General features: G+C 61.2%; 14 protein-coding genes. 4 read left to right on the forward strand and 10 right to left on the reverse strand.

The window, feature by feature from the left end:
* Window positions 1-12: 12 nt before the first annotated feature.
* The 6 genes from treZ to glmS form a co-directional block, all read right to left on the reverse strand.
* Window positions 13-1,755 (reverse strand): malto-oligosyltrehalose trehalohydrolase, encoded by a 1,743-nt coding sequence (gene treZ, locus JOE65_RS12425; RefSeq protein WP_205163488.1) that lies wholly within the window; start codon window positions 1,753-1,755, stop codon window positions 13-15.
* Window positions 1,752-4,091 (reverse strand): malto-oligosyltrehalose synthase, encoded by a 2,340-nt coding sequence (gene treY, locus JOE65_RS12430; protein ID WP_205163489.1) that lies wholly within the window; start codon window positions 4,089-4,091, stop codon window positions 1,752-1,754. Before treY ends, treZ begins: the two co-directional genes overlap by 4 nt.
* Complete coding sequence (gene glgX, locus JOE65_RS12435) at window positions 4,088-6,259, reverse strand: glycogen debranching protein GlgX (RefSeq protein ID WP_205163490.1); 2,172 nt, start codon at window positions 6,257-6,259, stop codon at window positions 4,088-4,090. Before glgX ends, treY begins: the two co-directional genes overlap by 4 nt.
* Window positions 6,260-6,317: 58 nt before the next feature.
* Window positions 6,318-7,853: an NAD(P)H-hydrate epimerase gene (locus tag JOE65_RS12440; protein ID WP_205163491.1), complete on the reverse strand. Its 1,536-nt coding sequence runs from the start codon at window positions 7,851-7,853 to the stop codon at window positions 6,318-6,320.
* A gap of 74 nt (window positions 7,854-7,927) precedes the next feature.
* Window positions 7,928-8,278 carry a holo-ACP synthase gene (locus JOE65_RS12445; RefSeq protein ID WP_205163492.1) on the reverse strand — a complete coding sequence of 117 codons (351 nt, stop codon included), beginning with the start codon at window positions 8,276-8,278 and terminating at the stop codon, window positions 7,928-7,930.
* A 25-nt stretch (window positions 8,279-8,303) separates the two neighbouring features.
* Window positions 8,304-10,220, reverse strand: coding sequence for a glutamine--fructose-6-phosphate transaminase (isomerizing) (gene glmS, locus JOE65_RS12450; RefSeq protein ID WP_205163493.1), 1,917 nt, complete (start codon window positions 10,218-10,220; stop codon window positions 8,304-8,306).
* 71 nt (window positions 10,221-10,291) lie between these two features.
* Here glmS and coaA point away from each other — a divergent pair, with 71 nt between their 5' ends.
* The 4 genes from coaA (at window position 10,292) to JOE65_RS12470 (ending at window position 13,181) form a co-directional block, all read left to right on the forward strand.
* Complete coding sequence (coaA, locus tag JOE65_RS12455) at window positions 10,292-11,299, forward strand: type I pantothenate kinase (protein WP_205163494.1); 1,008 nt, start codon at window positions 10,292-10,294, stop codon at window positions 11,297-11,299.
* A complete protein-coding gene (locus JOE65_RS12460) occupies window positions 11,296-12,162 on the forward strand; it encodes a M15 family metallopeptidase (protein ID WP_205163495.1) in 867 nt (288 codons plus the stop codon). The genes coaA and JOE65_RS12460 overlap by 4 nt, the downstream gene beginning before the upstream one ends.
* Before the next feature lie 58 nt (window positions 12,163-12,220).
* Window positions 12,221-12,601, forward strand: coding sequence for a large conductance mechanosensitive channel protein MscL (mscL, locus tag JOE65_RS12465; protein WP_205163496.1), 381 nt, complete (start codon window positions 12,221-12,223; stop codon window positions 12,599-12,601).
* Between the two features lie 196 nt (window positions 12,602-12,797).
* Complete coding sequence (locus JOE65_RS12470) at window positions 12,798-13,181, forward strand: hypothetical protein (RefSeq protein ID WP_205163497.1); 384 nt, start codon at window positions 12,798-12,800, stop codon at window positions 13,179-13,181.
* A 127-nt stretch (window positions 13,182-13,308) separates the two neighbouring features.
* Here the strand turns inward: JOE65_RS12470 and glmM are convergent, their stop codons facing one another.
* The 4 genes from glmM to JOE65_RS12490 form a co-directional block, all read right to left on the reverse strand.
* Entirely contained in the window at window positions 13,309-14,667 is a 1,359-nt protein-coding gene (glmM, locus tag JOE65_RS12475) for a phosphoglucosamine mutase (RefSeq protein WP_205163498.1), read from the reverse strand.
* A gap of 136 nt (window positions 14,668-14,803) precedes the next feature.
* A complete protein-coding gene (gene rpsI / locus JOE65_RS12480) occupies window positions 14,804-15,301 on the reverse strand; it encodes a 30S ribosomal protein S9 (protein WP_205163499.1) in 498 nt (165 codons plus the stop codon).
* Between the two features lie 39 nt (window positions 15,302-15,340).
* Window positions 15,341-15,784, reverse strand: a complete 444-nt coding sequence (gene rplM, locus JOE65_RS12485; protein WP_205163500.1) for a 50S ribosomal protein L13 — start codon at window positions 15,782-15,784, stop codon at window positions 15,341-15,343.
* Between the two features lie 271 nt (window positions 15,785-16,055).
* Complete coding sequence (locus JOE65_RS12490) at window positions 16,056-16,826, reverse strand: fructosamine kinase family protein (protein ID WP_205163501.1); 771 nt, start codon at window positions 16,824-16,826, stop codon at window positions 16,056-16,058.
* Window positions 16,827-16,849 lie beyond the last annotated feature (23 nt).

Genomic DNA, 16,849 nt, shown 5'->3' on the forward strand with positions numbered 1-16,849 from the left:
TGTCCCGCGCCGTTACAGCACGACGGCGGCGCTGTGAGCTGGCAGGTTCAGTTTCCCTGCCCCATCCAGCACTGTGCCCTGGTTCGTGGCCAGACGAATCTGGCCGTTACCCACATCCAGTTCTCTCGTGGTGTCGCCGAGGTTCAGGACAATCGTTGCTTCTCCCCTGCGCATGATCAACCAGCGCTCGTTTTCACTGCAATCCACCGCGACGTCGGCGAAGCTCAGCTGCCCTTCGTGGGAGAGCTCCTTCCGCAGGGCGATCAGTTCCCGGTACAGCTTCAGCAGGTCCGTGTGGCCGGTTGCCTCTGCCTCCGACCAATCCAGCTTGGAGTTCAGGAACGTGGATTCCTCCTGCGGGTTGGGCACCTGCTCCGGGTCCCAGCCCATCCGCTCGAACTCAGCCAGACGCCCCTCCGCGGTGGCGGTTCCGAGCTCCGGCTCCGGGTGACTCGTGAAGAACTGCCACGGCGTGCTCGCCCCGAATTCCTCGCCCATGAACAGCATCGGCGTGCTGGGCGAGAGAATATTGACGACGGCGGCAATCGCCAGCTGCCCCTGGTTCAGGGAACCTGTGAGACGGTCGCCGGCTGCCCGATTTCCAATCTGGTCATGATTTTGAGTGCAGACCACGAGCTGGTGGGGTTGGACTCGTTCGGCGTCGATGGGACGACCATGATGGCGTTCACGGAACGATGAGTACGTGCCGTTGTGAAAGAACCCCTGCGTCAGGACTTTAGCCAGGGCCCCCACTGAGTCGAAATCCGCATAGTAACCTTCGGTTTCGCCGGTCAGGTTTACATGCACGGCGTGGTGGAAATCGTCGCTCCACTGCCCTGCCAACCCGTAGCCGTTGACGTCCCGTGACTCAATGAGCCGGGGGTTGTTGAGGTCGGACTCCGCTATGAGGATGAGGTTCTTGCCCAGTTCTTCTGCACACTCATCGGTCGCGCTGCCAAGTTCTTCGAGCACATGCACGGCGCGCTCATCGTGCAGGGCGTGGACCGCGTCCAGACGCAGCCCATCCACGTGAAAGTCGCGAAACCACATCAGGGCGTTGTCGATAATGTACCGACGGACCTCGTCGGAGCCTGGCCCGTCTAAGTTCAGGGAGTCACCCCACGTGTTCGCTTTCCCTTCGGTGAGGTAGGGACCAAAGCGGGGCAGGTAGTTGCCGCTTGGGCCCAGGTGGTTGTAGACAACGTCTTGGATGACACCGATTCCGTGGCGGTGGGCCGCGTCCACGAACCGGCGGTAAGCCTCGGGACCGCCATAGGTTTCCTGTACCGCGTACCAGAGGACGCCGTCGTATCCCCAGTTGTGAGTCCCGTTGAAGGCATTGACGGGCAGCAGTTCAACGAAGTCGACGCCGAGGTTGGCCAGGTAGTCCAGCTTTTCTGCGGCCGCATCGAGGGTGCCCTCGGGCGTGAAAGTGCCGATATGCAGCTCGTAGATGACGCCCTCCCCCAGTGCTGGCGGGCTCCATCCGTTGTCCTGCCACGAGTGGCTGGAGGGGTCATCGGTGCGGGACAGGCCGTGCACGCCGTCGGGCTGTCTGCGCGAACGCGGATCGGGCAACACCGGCTCGGCACGGTCGAGGAGATAGCCGTAGTCGACGTCCTCTCCCTCCACAGCGACGTCTTCCGGTGGTGTCCACCATCCGTCGTCGCCGGCCGTCATGGAGTGTGTCTCGCCGTTGATCCGCAGCTGCATGGTGTGTGCCATCGGGGCCCAGACCGCAAATTGTTCTCTCATGCCGTCTCCTCCCGTTCGCGTGTCAACAGAGCCACCGGGTAAGTGGCCAGCAGATCCGCCACCCGCACCACGCCGCTGGTAAAGACCGTATCGGTGAAAGCGTCGCGATAGTGACCCTCCGGCAGCATCACTTCGGTGTTCTTCCACCCGCCTCGCTTTTCCAGGCCGACCGGTAACCGGGTGGCCAGTGTGATGGCGCCGCCGCTGTCGTAGGCGATGAGGTGATCCGATGCCGGTCCGGATCCCGCCAACGACGTATAAGCATTGAACAACTCCGGGTTTCCACACCGCGCCCGAAGAGTTCGGCTGACTATCCGCAACTTTGCTGCACCCGTTTCATCGACCGGCGGGGGCCCCTGTTGATCCTGATCCTGATCCTGCAGGAGTTTTTTGCGGAGCTCAAAGTCGACCGGACGCCGGTTGTCGGGGTCCACCAGCGAGTAATCCCACAGCTCTGTGCCCTGGTAGACGTCGGGGATGCCGGGCATGGTGAGCTGCACCAGCTTCGAGGACAGGGAGTTACTCCAGCCCGCCGCCCTGATGTGCTCGACGCACCGCTCCACGATGTCCCCGACCTGCTCGTCGTCGAATGCGGCGTCCACCATCGCGTGGAGCTGTTCCTCAAACTCCACGTTTGGCTCCGTCCACGTGGTCGACGACGACGCCTCCCGGGACGCCTTTTCGGCGTAGGCGTGCAGCCTGTCGCGGGACGCCGGCCATACGCCAATAAACGACTGCCACAGCAGGTTCGCCAGCTCGCCGTCTGCCAGCGGTGCGGCATCCGCCAGTTCGTTCACGGTATGACCCCAGAACTCGGGCACCTCGGAGAGCACGCTGATGCGGGCACGTACGTCTTCGCTGCGCTTTGTATCGTGGGTAGACAGGGTGGTCATGGCGAGGGACCGGGTTGCGAGCCTATCCAGCATCTCGGTGTGGAATTGATCGAGCGAGATCGAGAAAAGCGACGGATCTGCGCCCACCTCGTTCAGAGACACCAGACGGTCATAGCGGTAGAACGCGGTGTCCTCGACGCCCTTGGCCATGACCATCCCACTGGTCTGCTGGAACCTCACTGCGAGCGCCTTGGTCTCGCCATCGATGTCTTCCAGGAGCGGCTGCAGAGTGTCGATGGTCCCGGATAAATCAGGACGACGCCGGTGTGCCTCCTTCACTGCGTGGAGTAGGTATTCCCGTCCGAATGGCAGATACGTTCGGTACACGGGAAGGCAGGCCGTGAGCTCTGCGAAAGCGTCCACTGCGTCATCGAACGTTATTCCTACTGACACCGGGACGAGCCGGGCCAACCGGCGCATTTCAGAGCCCAGGATGGTGTCCGCGATGTGCCGTTTGGTGCCGTGGATCAGGTCCGGGTAGTCCGGTTTCGCGATGGTAGTGCGCGAAGCTGAAATGCGTTCCAGCTCCGGCTGTCCCTGCGGGTCCACGAACAGGCGATTCACCATGGCCAAGGCGTCGTAGCCGCTGGTGCCGGCGCAGTGCCACGAGGGCGGCAATTCCTCGCCGGGTTCCAGGATCTTCTCCACCAAGACATAGGTGCCGTCTGTCTGCTCGGCCAGTCGTTCCAGATACGCGCCGGGCAGCGCGAGGCCGTCCGGGTGATCAATGCGCAGACCGTCCACAAGCCCCTCGCGTATCCACCGCACGGGTTCGGCATGGGCGGCATCGAAAACGTCCGGATCTTCAACGCGCAGTCCAGCGAGCGTATTGACGGCGAAGAATCTGCGGTAATTCAGGTCTGTGTCCGCGCGGCGCCAACTGACCAATTCATAGTTCTGCCGGGCATGGACCTCCGCCGGCTGGCCGCCGCCCGTTCCTTCGGCAACCGGGAAGCGGTGATCGTAGTAGCGCAGTTCCAGGCTGTGAGGCCCATCAACAAGTTCAAGCGGGGCCTCGTCCGCTCTATCCTCACCGAGCACAGGCAACAGGATGCGCCCGTCGCCCGCCGCCCAATCGACGTCGAAATAGGACGCATACTCTGATTCCTGCCCTTCGCTCAGCAGCGACCACCACCACGGGTTCTGTGCTGGCGTGGCAACGCCTAGGTGGTTGGGAACAATATCCACCAGAACACCCATACCCAGTGACCGGGCTTTTCCCGAGAGCGACGCGAGCGCGGACGCCCCACCCCGCTCCGGATCAACGAGCCGCGGATCGGTGACGTCGTAACCGTGATTGGACCCTTCCTCCGCTTTCAGGATCGGCGAGAGGTACAGCCAGTCCACGCCCAGCCGGTGCAGGTATGCGGTGACGGCTTCGGCGTCTCTAAGAGTGAAGCCCTCGTGGAGCTGGAGCCGGTAGGTGGAGGCAGGCGTCTTCACAGTTGCTCCTGCAGAACCACCATGGACTTTGCCTCAACCACCAAGACGGATTCAGGCTCAATCGTGGTGTCTTCGCCAGCATGGGCCGCGGCTGTGACTGAGCCGGCGTCGTCGTCCGCTGTATTGACGGCGACCGTCCAGTTGGGCGCGTAGTCAGCGGTTGGAATGGTGAACTCCACCGGCTGATCGTCCGCGTTGAACAGCAGGAGGAAGCTGTCGTCGACAATGCGCTGACCGCGAGCGTCCCGTCCGCTAATGCCCCGGCCGTTGAGGAATACGCCAATCGAACGGCTAAGCCCTGTGTCCCAGTCTTCATCAGCCATGATGCTGCCATCCACACTCAACCACTCAATGTCCGAGAGTGCTTCCACCCCGCCGCGCTTGGCGGGACGACCGTTGAAGAACCGGCGGCGGCGGAATGTAGGGTGCTCAGTTCTTAGTGAATTGATGGCTGCTGTGAACTCGAGTAGCGGCTCGTCCACGTTGTCCCAGTTGATCCAGCTCAGCTCAGAGTCCTGGCAATAGGAGTTGTTGTTTCCGTTCTGGGTACGTCCGAGTTCATCACCGTGACTGAGCATCGGCACACCCTGAGACAACAGCAGCGTGGCTATGAAGTTTCGTTGCTGGCGTGAACGCAGCTTCTGGATCTCTTCGTCGTCGGTGGGGCCCTCCACTCCGGAGTTCCACGACCGGTTGTGGGACTCGCCGTCATTATTGTCTTCCCCGTTGGCCTCGTTGTGTTTCTCGTTGTAAGAGACGAGGTCCTTGAGGGTGAATCCATCGTGGGCAGTGACAAAGTTGATGGATGCCACGGGCCGCCTGGCCGAGTCCTCGTAGAGATCAGCGGAACCAGTGAGGCGTGATGCGAATTCACCCAGCGTTGAGGGCTCTCCCCGCCAGAAGTCGCGCACCGTGTCCCGGTACATTCCGTTCCACTCCGTCCACAGCGGCGGGAAGTTACCCACTTGGTAGCCGCCAGGACCGACGTCCCAGGGCTCGGCGATGAGCTTGACCTGTGAGACCACCGGGTCCTGCTGGACCAGTTCAAAGAAGGTGGATAGACGATCGACGTCGTAGAACTCGCGGGCTAGCGTGGACGCGAGGTCGAAGCGGAACCCGTCCACGTGCATTTCCGTCACCCAGTAGCGCAGCGAGTCCATCAGTAGTTGCAGGGAGTGCGGGTGCCGGACGTTCAGCGAGTTTCCGGTGCCGGTGTAGTCCATGTAGTACTGCTTGTCATCCTCCACGAGCCGGTAGTAGGCGGCGTTGTCGATGCCTCGGAATGACAGGGTGGGGCCCATATGGTTGCCCTCCGCCGTGTGGTTGTACACGACGTCCAGAATGACCTCAATGCCTGCCAGGTGCATGGCCTTGACCATGGCTTTGAATTCTTGCACCTGCTGGCCTTCATCCCCGTTGGCCGCGTAGGTGTTCTGCGGTGAGAAGAACCCGATGGTGTTGTAGCCCCAGTAATTGGACAGCCCCTTGTCCTGCAGAGTGCTGTCGTTCACGAACTGGTGGACCGGCATAAGCTCGAGCGCGGTGACCCCGAGCTTCTTCAGATGCTCGACGACGGACGGATGCGCTACCGCCGCGTAGGTGCCGCGCTGTTCCGCCGGAATATCGGGATGCATGGCGGTCAGGCCCTTCACATGGGCCTCGTAGATGACGCTCTCGTGGTACGGAACCCGCGGCTTGCGGTCCCCGTCCCAGTCAAAGAACGGGTTAATCACCACACCGAGCATGGTGTGCCCGGCGGAGTCATCATTGTTGACCGAGTCTTCATCGCCGAAGTTGTAGCTGAACAGTGACTGGTCCCAGTCCATCTCGCCACTCACGGCCTTGGCGTACGGGTCTAACAACAGCTTATTGGGGTTACAGCGGTGGCCCTCTGCTGGATCCGAGGGACCGTGCACACGGTAGCCGTACTTCTGCCCGGGAAGCACCTGCGGAAGATAGGCGTGCCACACGTAACCGTCCACCTCACGCAGAACAATACGTTCCTCGGAGTTGTCTTCCCCGATGAGGCATAGCTCTACCTTGTCTGCCACTTCGCTGAACAGCGCAAAGTTGGTGCCACTGCCATCGTAGGTGGCCCCTAGCGGGTAGGCGTCGCCAGGCCATGTCTCCCTGCTGCTGCCCTGCTGCGATGGATCCGAAACTGCCATGTGTTGCTCCTGGTCTCGTGAGGTGATTCGCGTGATCGTGGTAGTAACAGGGTTCAGTCTAGAACCGTGCCCTGACATTTTGGGGTAGCCGGGAAAGTACCGTCCGAACATACTGCGGAAGGCCCGACGACGAGAGCGGGCCGTCGTCGTCGGCCAACTGTCCTGCCATGCCATGCAGCATCGCGGCAAGCGCTGATATGACGGCCCAGCGTGCTTCATCGGGCAGGCCCAATGCCGTCGCCGGATTGGGCCCCTCGGCCATGGTGGCGGTCAGTGCTCCCAGGATTCCGGCGAGAGTGTCCCCTGTTCCAGCAGTGGCCAGCCAGGGCGTGGAGTTTGACTGGCTGAACGTGGTTCCTGCGGGACAGGCGACGACGGTGGCGTGGCCTTTCAGCAGCACCGTGGCTCCCGTGATCTTGGCAGCCTCCCGTGCGTATTTCAGCGGCGACATCTTTATCTCATCTGCTGTGACGTCTTGGCCGAGCTGCTCAAAAATACCCGAGAGCTCGCCCGCGTGTGGGGTGAGGATGACGGCGTCGTGCAGCGGGTACTGAAGGGCCTTCAGGGCGCTCGCGTCAGCCACAACGGGCAACCCGGACCCGACGGCATCCCGGGCTCGCTGCACCTGCTGCGAGTCCTCGCCAATCCCTGGGCCCACCAGCCACGCCTGAACGTGTTCATCGGCTATGTCACCGGAGCTGCAGACCACTTCCGGGTGGAGCAGGTTGATCTTGTCACTGACCGCGTCTGGCCCCAGATAACGGACCATTCCGACGCCGGTGGCAAGGGCGCCCCCGCAGGACAGCAGGGCTGCACCCGGGTATTGCGGAGAACCTGCGCTGATACCCAGGACGCCGCGGCTGTATTTGTGGTCCGTTGGTCCCGGAACCGGGTAGAGAGCCGCGAGGTCACCGAGTTCCAGCCTGTAGACGTCGGCTTCGTTCACGTCGAAGGGGACGCCGATGTCGACGACGTCGAGTGTGCCTGCGGCGAGCGCGCCGGGACCGGCCATGAGACCAGATTTTGCTGCGCCAAAGGTGGTCGTCGCTTTCGCCTGAAGGACTGGCCCCTCTACCTCGCCCGTTGAGGGATCGACACCGCTGGGTAGGTCGCAGGCGAGCACTTCAATCGCGTGGCAGTTCAATGCTTCGACGAAGCCGCGTGCTGGTTCGCGGAGTCCGCCGTGGGCACCGATTCCGAGGATCCCATCGATGACCAGCGCCGCTTCCAGACAGGCTCTGACTGCTCTGGTGTGGGTGGAGTCGTCGCCCTGGAGCCGGATGACAGTGCCGCCCGAGCGTTGAAACTCGGCCAGCCCTGATTCGTGGACACGCTCCGAGGTGAGGATGGCGGTGGTCTGAATTCCGCGCCGGCTGAGGAGGGCTCCCGCGTACAGTGCATCTCCCCCGTTGTTGCCACTGCCCACGATGATCGCGGCTCTGGCACCGTAGATTCCGCCATGTCCGGCAATCAGCTCGACAGCCTTCGCGTACAGTCCATGGGCGGCCCGGCGCATGAGTTGCCCGTCTGGGCCTGCTGCCAGCAGTGGCGCCTCTGCGGCACGTACCTGTTCGGCGGTATACGCGGCGATCATAAATAAGCATCCTTCCCATCGGGGGGGCTGGATACCTATCGTAAGGGCATCATCTATGTGAGAGAGAAACCTGATTAGCCTTCAGCGATAACCATGGCCGTTGCTACGTCGCCGTCGTGGCTCAGGGACAGATGCCAGCGACGGACGCCCTTGGCCTCAGCGACGGCTTGAACCGTGCCCTGCACCTCGATGGTGGGGACACCGTGTTCGTCGGCGCCAACCTGGCAGTCCTGCCAGTTCATGCCCGCTGGCGCGCCGAGAGCCTTGGCTACGGCTTCCTTCGCGGCGAAACGTGCCGCGAGCGAGCGAAGATTCAGGTTCCGCTCGGCGGGAACAAACAACCTGTCCCGGAGCGAGGGTGTGCGCTCCAACTGCCTTCCGAAGCGGGGCATGTCAACTACGTCAACACCGATTCCAACGATCATCAGCTGTCCTGTCTGCTCGAGTTGGCTATTCCACCGTCACGGATTTTGCGAGGTTACGCGGCTGGTCGACGTCGAGCCCCTTGGCTGTCGCCAGAGCGCACGCGAAGATCTGCAGAGGAACAGTGGTCAGCAACGGCGCCAACAGCGGAGGTGTCTCCGGAATGTAGAAAATGTGCTCGGCGTAGTCGCGGACAGATTCGTCGCCTTCCTCGGCGATCACGATGGTCTTGGCACCACGGGCACGGATTTCCTGGATATTGGAAACCACCTTCGCATGGAGCGAATCGCGGCCTCGTCGGGAAGGCACGACGACGAAGACCGGCTGCCCCTCCTCAATCAGAGCGATCGGCCCGTGCTTGAGCTCGCCTGCGGCAAACCCTTCAGCGTGAATGTAAGCCAGCTCCTTGAGCTTCAGCGCACCTTCCATGGCCACGGGGAAGCCCACGTGACGACCAAGGAACAGGACAGACTTGGTCTGCGCCATCTCCTGAGCCAGTTGCTTCACATCCTCGGAATGATCCAGCACTTCCTGGATCTTCGCGGGAATCCGGCCAAGCTCCGTCATGATGTCCGCGATTTCACCCTGGAACTTGTTACCGCGCAACTGCGCCAGGTACAGGCCCAGCAAATAGGCGGCCGTGATCTGTGCCAGGAACGCCTTCGTTGAGGCAACAGCGATCTCCGGGCCAGCGTGCGTATACAGCACGGCATCAGATTCCCGCGGAATCGTGGACCCGTTGGTGTTACAGATGGATAGCGTCTTTGCGCCCTGTTCCTTGGCGTACCTGACAGCCATCAGAGTATCCATGGTCTCTCCGGACTGGGAGATGGACACCACCAGCGTGTTCGGGGTGACGATGGGATCGCGATAACGGAATTCGTGGCTGAGCTCCACTTCCGTCGGAATCCTGCACCAATGTTCAATGGCGTATTTGGCAACCTGCCCGGCATACGCCGAGGTACCACAGGCCAGAACGATGATCTTGTCTACGGACTTCAGCGCAGCAGGATCGATGCGGAGCTCGTCCAGCATCAACTTTCCGTCAACATCCGAGCGGCCGAGCAGTGTGTCTGCCACTGCCTCTGGCTGATCGTGGATTTCCTTCTCCATGAACGACGGGAACCCGCCCTTCTCAGCGGCGGCTGCATCCCAGTCAACGTGAAATTCCTTGCCCTCGGCCGGAACACCATCGAAATCAGTGATGGATACCGATTCCGGGGTGATCGTGACAATTTGGTCCTGGCCAAGCTCCACGGCACGACGTGTGAAGTCGATGAAACCTGAGACGTCCGAGCCCAGAAAGTTCTCGTTCTCCCCCAGCCCTATGACCAACGGCGAATTCCGGCGGGCGGCCACAACGATGTCGGGCAGATCCTGGTGAATGGCCAGCAGGGTGAATGCTCCCTCGAGCTGCCGACTCGTCAACTGCATGGCGTGCGTGAGGTGATCCACGCCGTCGTCCGCGCCGTCCCCTGATTCAACGACTCCGCGGTAAATACTGCCGAGCAGTTCCGCGGCGACCTCAGTGTCGGTTTCGGACTCGAACTCGTGACCCTCGGCCCGGAGGCGTACCTTGATTTCCGCGAAGTTCTCGATGATGCCGTTATGGATCAGCGCTAGCCTGCCCTGGTCACCAAGGTGCGGGTGCGCGTTCTGGTCTGTGGGCCCACCATGGGTTGCCCACCGTGTGTGACCTATTGCGGTCATAGAGGTAGGCAGCGGGTCAGCGTTCAACTCCGCTACGAGGTTGGCGAGTTTGCCGGACTTCTTACGTGACTCGATCGAATCCTCGCCCAGAACGGCGACGCCCGCGGAGTCATATCCGCGGTACTCCAGACGCCGCAGACCCTCCATCACAACATCGAGGGCAGTATGTCCTGCTGTCCCTGAACTTCCGGCGACAGTGCCCCCGCGACCAACGTAACCTACAATTCCACACATGGAATCCAGCCTACCGCCCCGGTCCACTCATCCTGAACAAACGCAGAGCCAGAGAATGCGATCGTTTGGGAATGTCCACCCCAGCAGGCAGACTTTGTAGAGTGAAAGAGCAGACACCGTCCTCAAACGCGTCCAACGGCGACGGCAATTTCACACCGTTCGTGGAGCTTGACCGCCACACGTGGGCGCGACTGTCCCACGAACTGGAAACCAGCCTCACCTATGAGGACATCATCCGGCTTCGTGGTCTCGGCGATCAACTGGACCTGAATGAAGTCCGTGAGGTCTATCTCCCCCTCTCCCGCCTGCTGGACTTATATATCGCGGCGGCAGGACGGCTGCATTCAGCCACTAACACGTTCCTCGGCGAGGACACCCGCCGCACTCCTTTTGTTATCGGCGTCGGCGGCTCCGTTGCTGTGGGAAAGTCGACGACGGCACGTGTGTTGCAGGAGATGCTGCGCCGTTCCCCGGAGACTCCGACCGTCGAGCTCATGACCACCGACGGCTTCCTGTACCCCAACGCGGAACTGGAACGGCGGGGCCTCATGCAGCGCAAAGGCTTCCCTGAGTCCTACGACCGACGTCGGCTGCTCCGTTTCGTCAGCGCCGTCAAGAGCGGGGCCGATGAGGTTCGCGCACCCAAGTATTCACACCTGACCTACGACATCGTGCCGGAGGGGGAGGTTGTGGTCCACCGACCCGACGTCCTCATTGTTGAGGGGCTCAACGTGCTCGCTCCCGCCCGGACGCGGGCCGATGGACGGTCGGGCCTGGCACTCAGCGACTTCTTCGACTTCTCCATCTACGTTGATGCCCGCACGTCCTATATAGAAGAGTGGTACGTCCAGCGGTTCCAGAAACTCCGTTCGGGTGCCTTCGCCAACCCTGCCTCCTATTTTCACCGATATGCGGGTCTGACAGATCAGGAAGCCACCGAAACGGCGCTGGATATCTGGCGGCGCATCAACGAACCGAACCTCCGTGAAAATGTTCTGCCAACACGCGGCCGGGCAACGCTTGTGCTGACCAAGGATGCCGATCATTCCATTCGGCGAATGCTCTTGCGCAAGACATGACGCTCCGCACCCCCCGCAGCAGAAAGCGCACACTGACGACGACGGCGCTGTCGGTGGCAATCGCCGTCGTACTGGCTGCTTGTGGAACCGGAGATAACGCTGCGGACCTCACGAGCAAAGCGGCTTTACCGGGGCCACAGCAAACCAACCCGGCGACGGCTACACCGTCGCATTCCCGTGCGACGGCGGCGCCACCGCCTTCCAGCACGGCCGTCGCTTCGGTTCTTCCCACACAAGCCGTGACTAAACCCACCCCAGCGCCGAATGCATACAGGGATCCCACCCGTCTGGATGTTGTAGTCAACAAGCAGCGGCCAGTTAAACCGCTGAACTTTGTTCCTTCGGCGTTAACGCTGCCGCAGGTGAATCTGGCCACAGCCCCGGGGGCCGCGAAAATGCAGGCCGATGCTGCAGCCGCACTGGAGGATATGTTTGCGGCGGCTGCTGCAAACGGTATTGGGCTAACTGTCGTGAGCGGATACCGGTCCTATCAAGACCAGGCTGCAACGTATAACCATTGGGTGGCTGTTCACGGAAGCGTTCAGCGCGCCGACGGTGTCTCCGCCCGGCCCGGGTATTCGGAACACCAAACAGGGCTTGCCTTTGATGTGGGCCAGTCGGACGGGGTGTGCACCCTGTTGCCGTGTTTCCGGGACACGGCCGCGGGGCAGTGGATGGACGAGCACGCCCACCGTTACGGGTTCATCCTGCGTTATCCTCCCGGCCAAGAACAGGTCACTGGTTTTCAACCCGAATATTGGCACTTCCGGTACGTAGGGTTGGATATCAGCACGGATATGCATTCCAACGCCACACCCACTCTAGAGACGTACTTCGGTTTACCGGCCGCACCCAGCTACTAGTGAAATTTCGGGTCCGCAACCATCTCAATCACGTGGCCGTTAGTTATAAGCTTCAGGCATGTTAAAGGGATTCAAAGAATTCATGATGAAGGGCAACGTCGTAGACCTTGCCGTCGCGGTGGTTATTGGTACGGCGTTCGCAGCGGTCGTCAAGGCGCTCGTAGACAGTGTGCTGATGCCCCTGATTTCCATGTTGTTCGGAACACCGAATTTCGATGACTTTCTGGTCTTCGGCCAGGTCAAGTTCGGAGTCTTTCTGACCGCGGTTGTCACTTTCGTGCTCGTCGCCGCCGCCGTGTACTTCGTCGTGGTTCTACCGATGAATAAGATGATCGAACGCCGCAACCGTCGTCTGGGAATTGTCGAGGAGGAAGAGGCAATCGATCCGCAGATCCTGCTGCTCACTGAAATACGCGACAGCCTGCAGACCCGCCTGTAATTCGCCGTTCCCAAAGACCCGTCCCCCGATCATAGGGGCGGGCCTGCCAATCGCAACCCCTGTCCTAGGGCTTCACGCGACTCGACCATAAGGAAGGAACACGACATTGAGCAGTAGAGCTGCATGGAGAACGCTGTTTTTGACTTCACTAGTCGTTCTTGCCGTTGCAGGCTGTACAGGGATGGACACTCCTTCTATGGAAAGTGACAGAGCGACGGCGCCTATGGTCACGGCCAGCCCTGATTCGCTCACTCCGGTGGCTGATGTGAAGATCCAGGTGCCCGAAGATGAAGACGTGCTCGGATCCCTTGAGAACCAGAAGGGCATCGGCAGTATCGGACCATTGGAGGTCACAAAGCCGTCGCTGGTTATATTTGCCGCCTGTGCAGGACAAGGCCACGTCTCCGTGGGCATTCCGGGCGTAGGATCATTTCCGCTGAAGTGCGATTCCAACGCCAGTGGGGTGCGCAATGAGTTTGACGTTGGCCATGTAAGTGGTCCGATCACCGTGAAAATCGCGGGGATGGGCGAACAACGATGGGCAGTGACGGTAGCCCAGGCGGAACCAACCGGATACTAACTATTCCGGCGCTCGAATGGGCAAAGAGGCTGATCTTTCGCCGCGTCCGTCGTTCCGGCGCACCGAAAGTGCAGGTCAGGGGCCCCGCGCTGAGATAGGAGCCCTTTACCTGCACGAAAGGCGACGCTTAGGCGGTGCTCGCTAGGGTCAGATGCGAGCGAACGGCGCCAGCCAACTGATCGGCGAGCCGCTCAGCGGTCACCATGTCCTCAGCCTCAACCATGACGCGTACAACAGCTTCCGTACCCGACGGGCGCAACAAAACGCGCCCGGTTTCTCCAAGTTCACCCTGAGCAGCCATGACGGCATTCTTTACGCCCTCATGGGTGCTCACTGCTGTCTTGTCCACGTCCTTGACGTTGATGAGTACCTGGGGCAGTCGGGTCATGATGCTCGCGAGCTGCTTGAGCGACCGCCCGGTCTTGGCTACCTGGGCGGCGAGCTGAAGTCCCGTAAGGACGCCGTCGCCCGTAGTGGCATGATCGGCAATGATGACGTGGCCCGATTGCTCACCGCCGAGGCTGTAGCTGCCCTTGCGCATGGCCTCGAGAACGTAGCGATCCCCCACCCCGGTTTCCCGGACGCTAATGCCGGCCTCACGGAGAGCAAGTTTGAGTCCCAGATTGCTCATGACAGTGGCGACGAGGGTGTTGTCCTTCAACCGGTCCGCCGCGTTCATGGCGACCGCGAGGATCGCCATGATCTCGTCGCCATCGACAACGGTGCCCTCATGGTCAACGGCGAGGCAGCGGTCGGCGTCGCCGTCGTGGGCGATGCCGAGATCCGCGTTGTTCGCCAAGACAGTCTCCTGGAGTTTTTCCAGGTAGGTGGATCCGCAGCCATCGTTGATGTTGAGGCCGTCCGGGTCCGCGCCGATGACTATGATGTCCGCGCCAGCAGCGGCGAATACTTCCGGGGAACAGCCGCTCGCGGCACCGTTAGCGCAGTCGAGGACAATTTTCAGGCCATCAAGGCGGTGCGGGAGAGTCTGCAACAGGTGAAGCACGTAGCGGTCTTCGGCGTCTGCGAACCGCTGGATACGCCCGACATCGGCCCCCGTGGGCATGTGGGCGGGGTTCTTCAGCTGCATCTCGATAGCGTCTTCTACGGTGTCGTCGAGTTTCTGTCCACCACGGGCGAGGAACTTGATGCCGTTGTCCGGCGCCGCATTGTGGGAGGCCGAGATCATGACGCCGAAGTCGGCTTTGAGGTCCGCTACCAGGAAAGCCGCCGCGGGGGTGGGGAGGACACCGGCGTCGTAAACGTCAATACCAGAACTGGCAAGTCCAGCTTCGACCGCAGCGCCTATGAATCCGCCGCTGATACGGGGGTCGCGTGCAATGACGGCGGTGGGGCGCTTACCGTCTTCCACAGTGTTGTGTCCAAGGACGACGGCAGCAGCTTGTGCGAGCTGTAGTGACAGCTCGGCCGTGATCAATCCGTTTGCCAATCCTCGGACCCCATCGGTCCCAAACAATCTACTCATCGTTTTACATCCTAAGCGACGTCCGCCGGTTTTCCTGTGAAGCTGGTGTTCCCACGGACTTTCTGGTCTCTAACCGCAAAAGCCCGCCCGGTAAGCCGGACGGGCTTTTGCGTTGGTGAAGCTTAGCGCGTGAAGATTAGCGCTTGGAGTACTGAGGCGCCTTGCGGGCCTTCTTGAGACCAGCCTTCTTGCGCTCGATGATGCGGGCGTCGCGGGTCAGGAACCCTGCCTTCTTCAGCGTGGGGCGGTTGTTGTCGCGGTCGATCTCGTTCAGTGAACGGGCGATACCGAGACGCAATGCACCAGCCTGGCCGGAGGGGCCGCCACCGCTGATCCGGGCGATGACGTCATAGGCGCCGTCGAGGTCCAGAATGCGGAACGGGTCATTTACTTCCTGCTGGTGCAGCTTGTTCGGGAAGTAGTTGGACAGGTCGCGACCGTTGATGGTCCATTTGCCGGTTCCCGGAAAAATCCGGACACGAGCGATGGCTTCCTTGCGGCGCCCAACAGCTGCACCGGGAACGGTCAGCGCGGGACGCTCTGTGGTTGCGGTTTCAGTTGCCGCATCCGGGGTTTCCGAGGTGTAGCTGGAAAGCTCCTCGGTGGTGTTGAGCTCTTCAGTATTCTGAGCCACGATTCTCCTTGAATAAGTTTCTAAAGCCGATGGCCGAAATTACTGAGCGACCTGGGTGATGTCGAATGACTTGGGCTGCTGCGCGGCATGCGGGTGCTCAGCACCGACATATACCTTCAGCTTGGACAGCTGCTGCGCGGCCAGGGAATTCTTGGGAAGCATGCCCTTGACTGCCTTTTCTACGGCGCGCACAGGATTCTGCTCCAGGAGCTCCGCGTAGGACATTGATGAAAGACCACCGGGGAAACCCGAGTGGCGGTAGGCACGCTTCTGTTCCAGCTTGGCGCCGGTCAGCGCAACCTTGTCAGCGTTGAGGATGATGACGAAATCGCCCATGTCCATATGAGGAGCAAAGGTCGGCTTGTGCTTTCCGCGCAGCAGTGTTGCGGTCTGGCTGGCAAGACGACCCAGGACAACGTCTGTGGCGTCAATGACGTGCCACTGGCGGTTGATGTCGCCGGGCTTCGGGGTGTACGTACGCACGGTTTTTGCCTTTTCTTGTTCTGGTGGCGCCAAACACAACGGACTTTCGCAGTGCGATGAGTTAACGCGTTTCTCTATGCGCTACCGGAGATCCAGGTGAGGACTGAACATAACCAGTGGTCCCGGTGTTTCCCGGCCGGCCTGTAGGGCTTGATGAGGCTCTGCAACGGAGCCACCCTAGGCGCGGACGTATCGGGATAGGACACGCACAACGACTATCAACAATAACTCGGCGGAGCACCCGTGGTCAAAACGACGCGCGAGCTGACCCCTACAGTTTCAGAAGGGCCCGCGCCGCAGCCCCGGTACTTGCCGCATAGCGGCCCCCGAACAGGATTGCGTGAACCATCAGCGGGTAGAGCTGGTGCAGCGGTATCCGATCCCGCCAACCGGCCTGTAGCCCATGTACCTGCTCATAACCCTCCACAATGCGGTCTAAGAATGGGCAGCCGAAGAGCGCCAGAAATGCCAAGTCCGTCTCTCGATGACCACCGTGCGCAGCGGAATCAATCAGCGTAGCGCCACCACTGGTCCACATGAGATTCCCGTTCCAGAGGTCGCCGTGTATCCGGGCCGGTGAGTCGCCGTCGTCGAAATCGCCATTGAGAAGACGATTGTTGACAGCCTCGATAAGACGGCGCGTTTGTTCACTGAACGCATGCGCCGCGCGCGGCAGTTCGAGCAACGGCTGCAGCCGGGCCTCCGCGTAGAACGCGCCCCACGCAGGTTCTTCTGCGTAAGCCATCGGCAGCGGATCACCCGTGGGCCCAAAGTAGCCCGGTCCCGTCCAGCCCTCGGGCGGCGATCCGAATGCTGGAGCGCCGGCGTCGTGCGTTCGTGCCAGACCCGCACCAAACTCAAGGGCGCTCTCACGCGACGGCGCTGTCTCAGTCAGCCGGTCGAGAAGCAGGTGATTTTCACCGGCGTCGAGCACCTCAACACAGGGTGCGCCGCCGGCCGAGCCGAGCCACTGCAACCCGGCAGCCTCGCAGTGGAAAAAGCCGGTGGGTGCATCGAAGCGTTCCTTCCGGAAAGTGCGCATAGCCCCAGTCTAGGTTCTGACTT

It is taken from the genome of Arthrobacter roseus (assembly GCF_016907875.1).
GTDB classification, from domain to species: Bacteria; Actinomycetota; Actinomycetes; order Actinomycetales; family Micrococcaceae; genus Arthrobacter_J; species Arthrobacter_J roseus.

What these genes read in the sequence shown, in the direction of transcription:
- treZ (WP_205163488.1), bottom strand. Translation starts at nt 1,755, where the DNA reads ATGAGAGAACAATTTGCGGTCTGGGCCCCGATGGCACACACCATGCAG.
- glgX (WP_205163490.1), bottom strand. Translation starts at nt 6,259, where the DNA reads ATGGCAGTTTCGGATCCATCGCAGCAGGGCAGCAGCAGGGAGACATGG.
- JOE65_RS12440 (WP_205163491.1), bottom strand. Translation starts at nt 7,853, where the DNA reads ATGATCGCCGCGTATACCGCCGAACAGGTACGTGCCGCAGAGGCGCCA.
- JOE65_RS12445 (WP_205163492.1), bottom strand. Translation starts at nt 8,278, where the DNA reads ATGATCGTTGGAATCGGTGTTGACGTAGTTGACATGCCCCGCTTCGGA.
- glmS (WP_205163493.1), bottom strand. Translation starts at nt 10,220, where the DNA reads ATGTGTGGAATTGTAGGTTACGTTGGTCGCGGGGGCACTGTCGCCGGA.
- coaA (WP_205163494.1), top strand. Translation starts at nt 10,292, where the DNA reads ATGTCCACCCCAGCAGGCAGACTTTGTAGAGTGAAAGAGCAGACACCG.
- JOE65_RS12460 (WP_205163495.1), top strand. Translation starts at nt 11,296, where the DNA reads ATGACGCTCCGCACCCCCCGCAGCAGAAAGCGCACACTGACGACGACG.
- mscL (WP_205163496.1), top strand. Translation starts at nt 12,221, where the DNA reads ATGTTAAAGGGATTCAAAGAATTCATGATGAAGGGCAACGTCGTAGAC.
- JOE65_RS12470 (WP_205163497.1), top strand. Translation starts at nt 12,798, where the DNA reads ATGGAAAGTGACAGAGCGACGGCGCCTATGGTCACGGCCAGCCCTGAT.
- glmM (WP_205163498.1), bottom strand. Translation starts at nt 14,667, where the DNA reads ATGAGTAGATTGTTTGGGACCGATGGGGTCCGAGGATTGGCAAACGGA.
- JOE65_RS12490 (WP_205163501.1), bottom strand. Translation starts at nt 16,826, where the DNA reads ATGCGCACTTTCCGGAAGGAACGCTTCGATGCACCCACCGGCTTTTTC.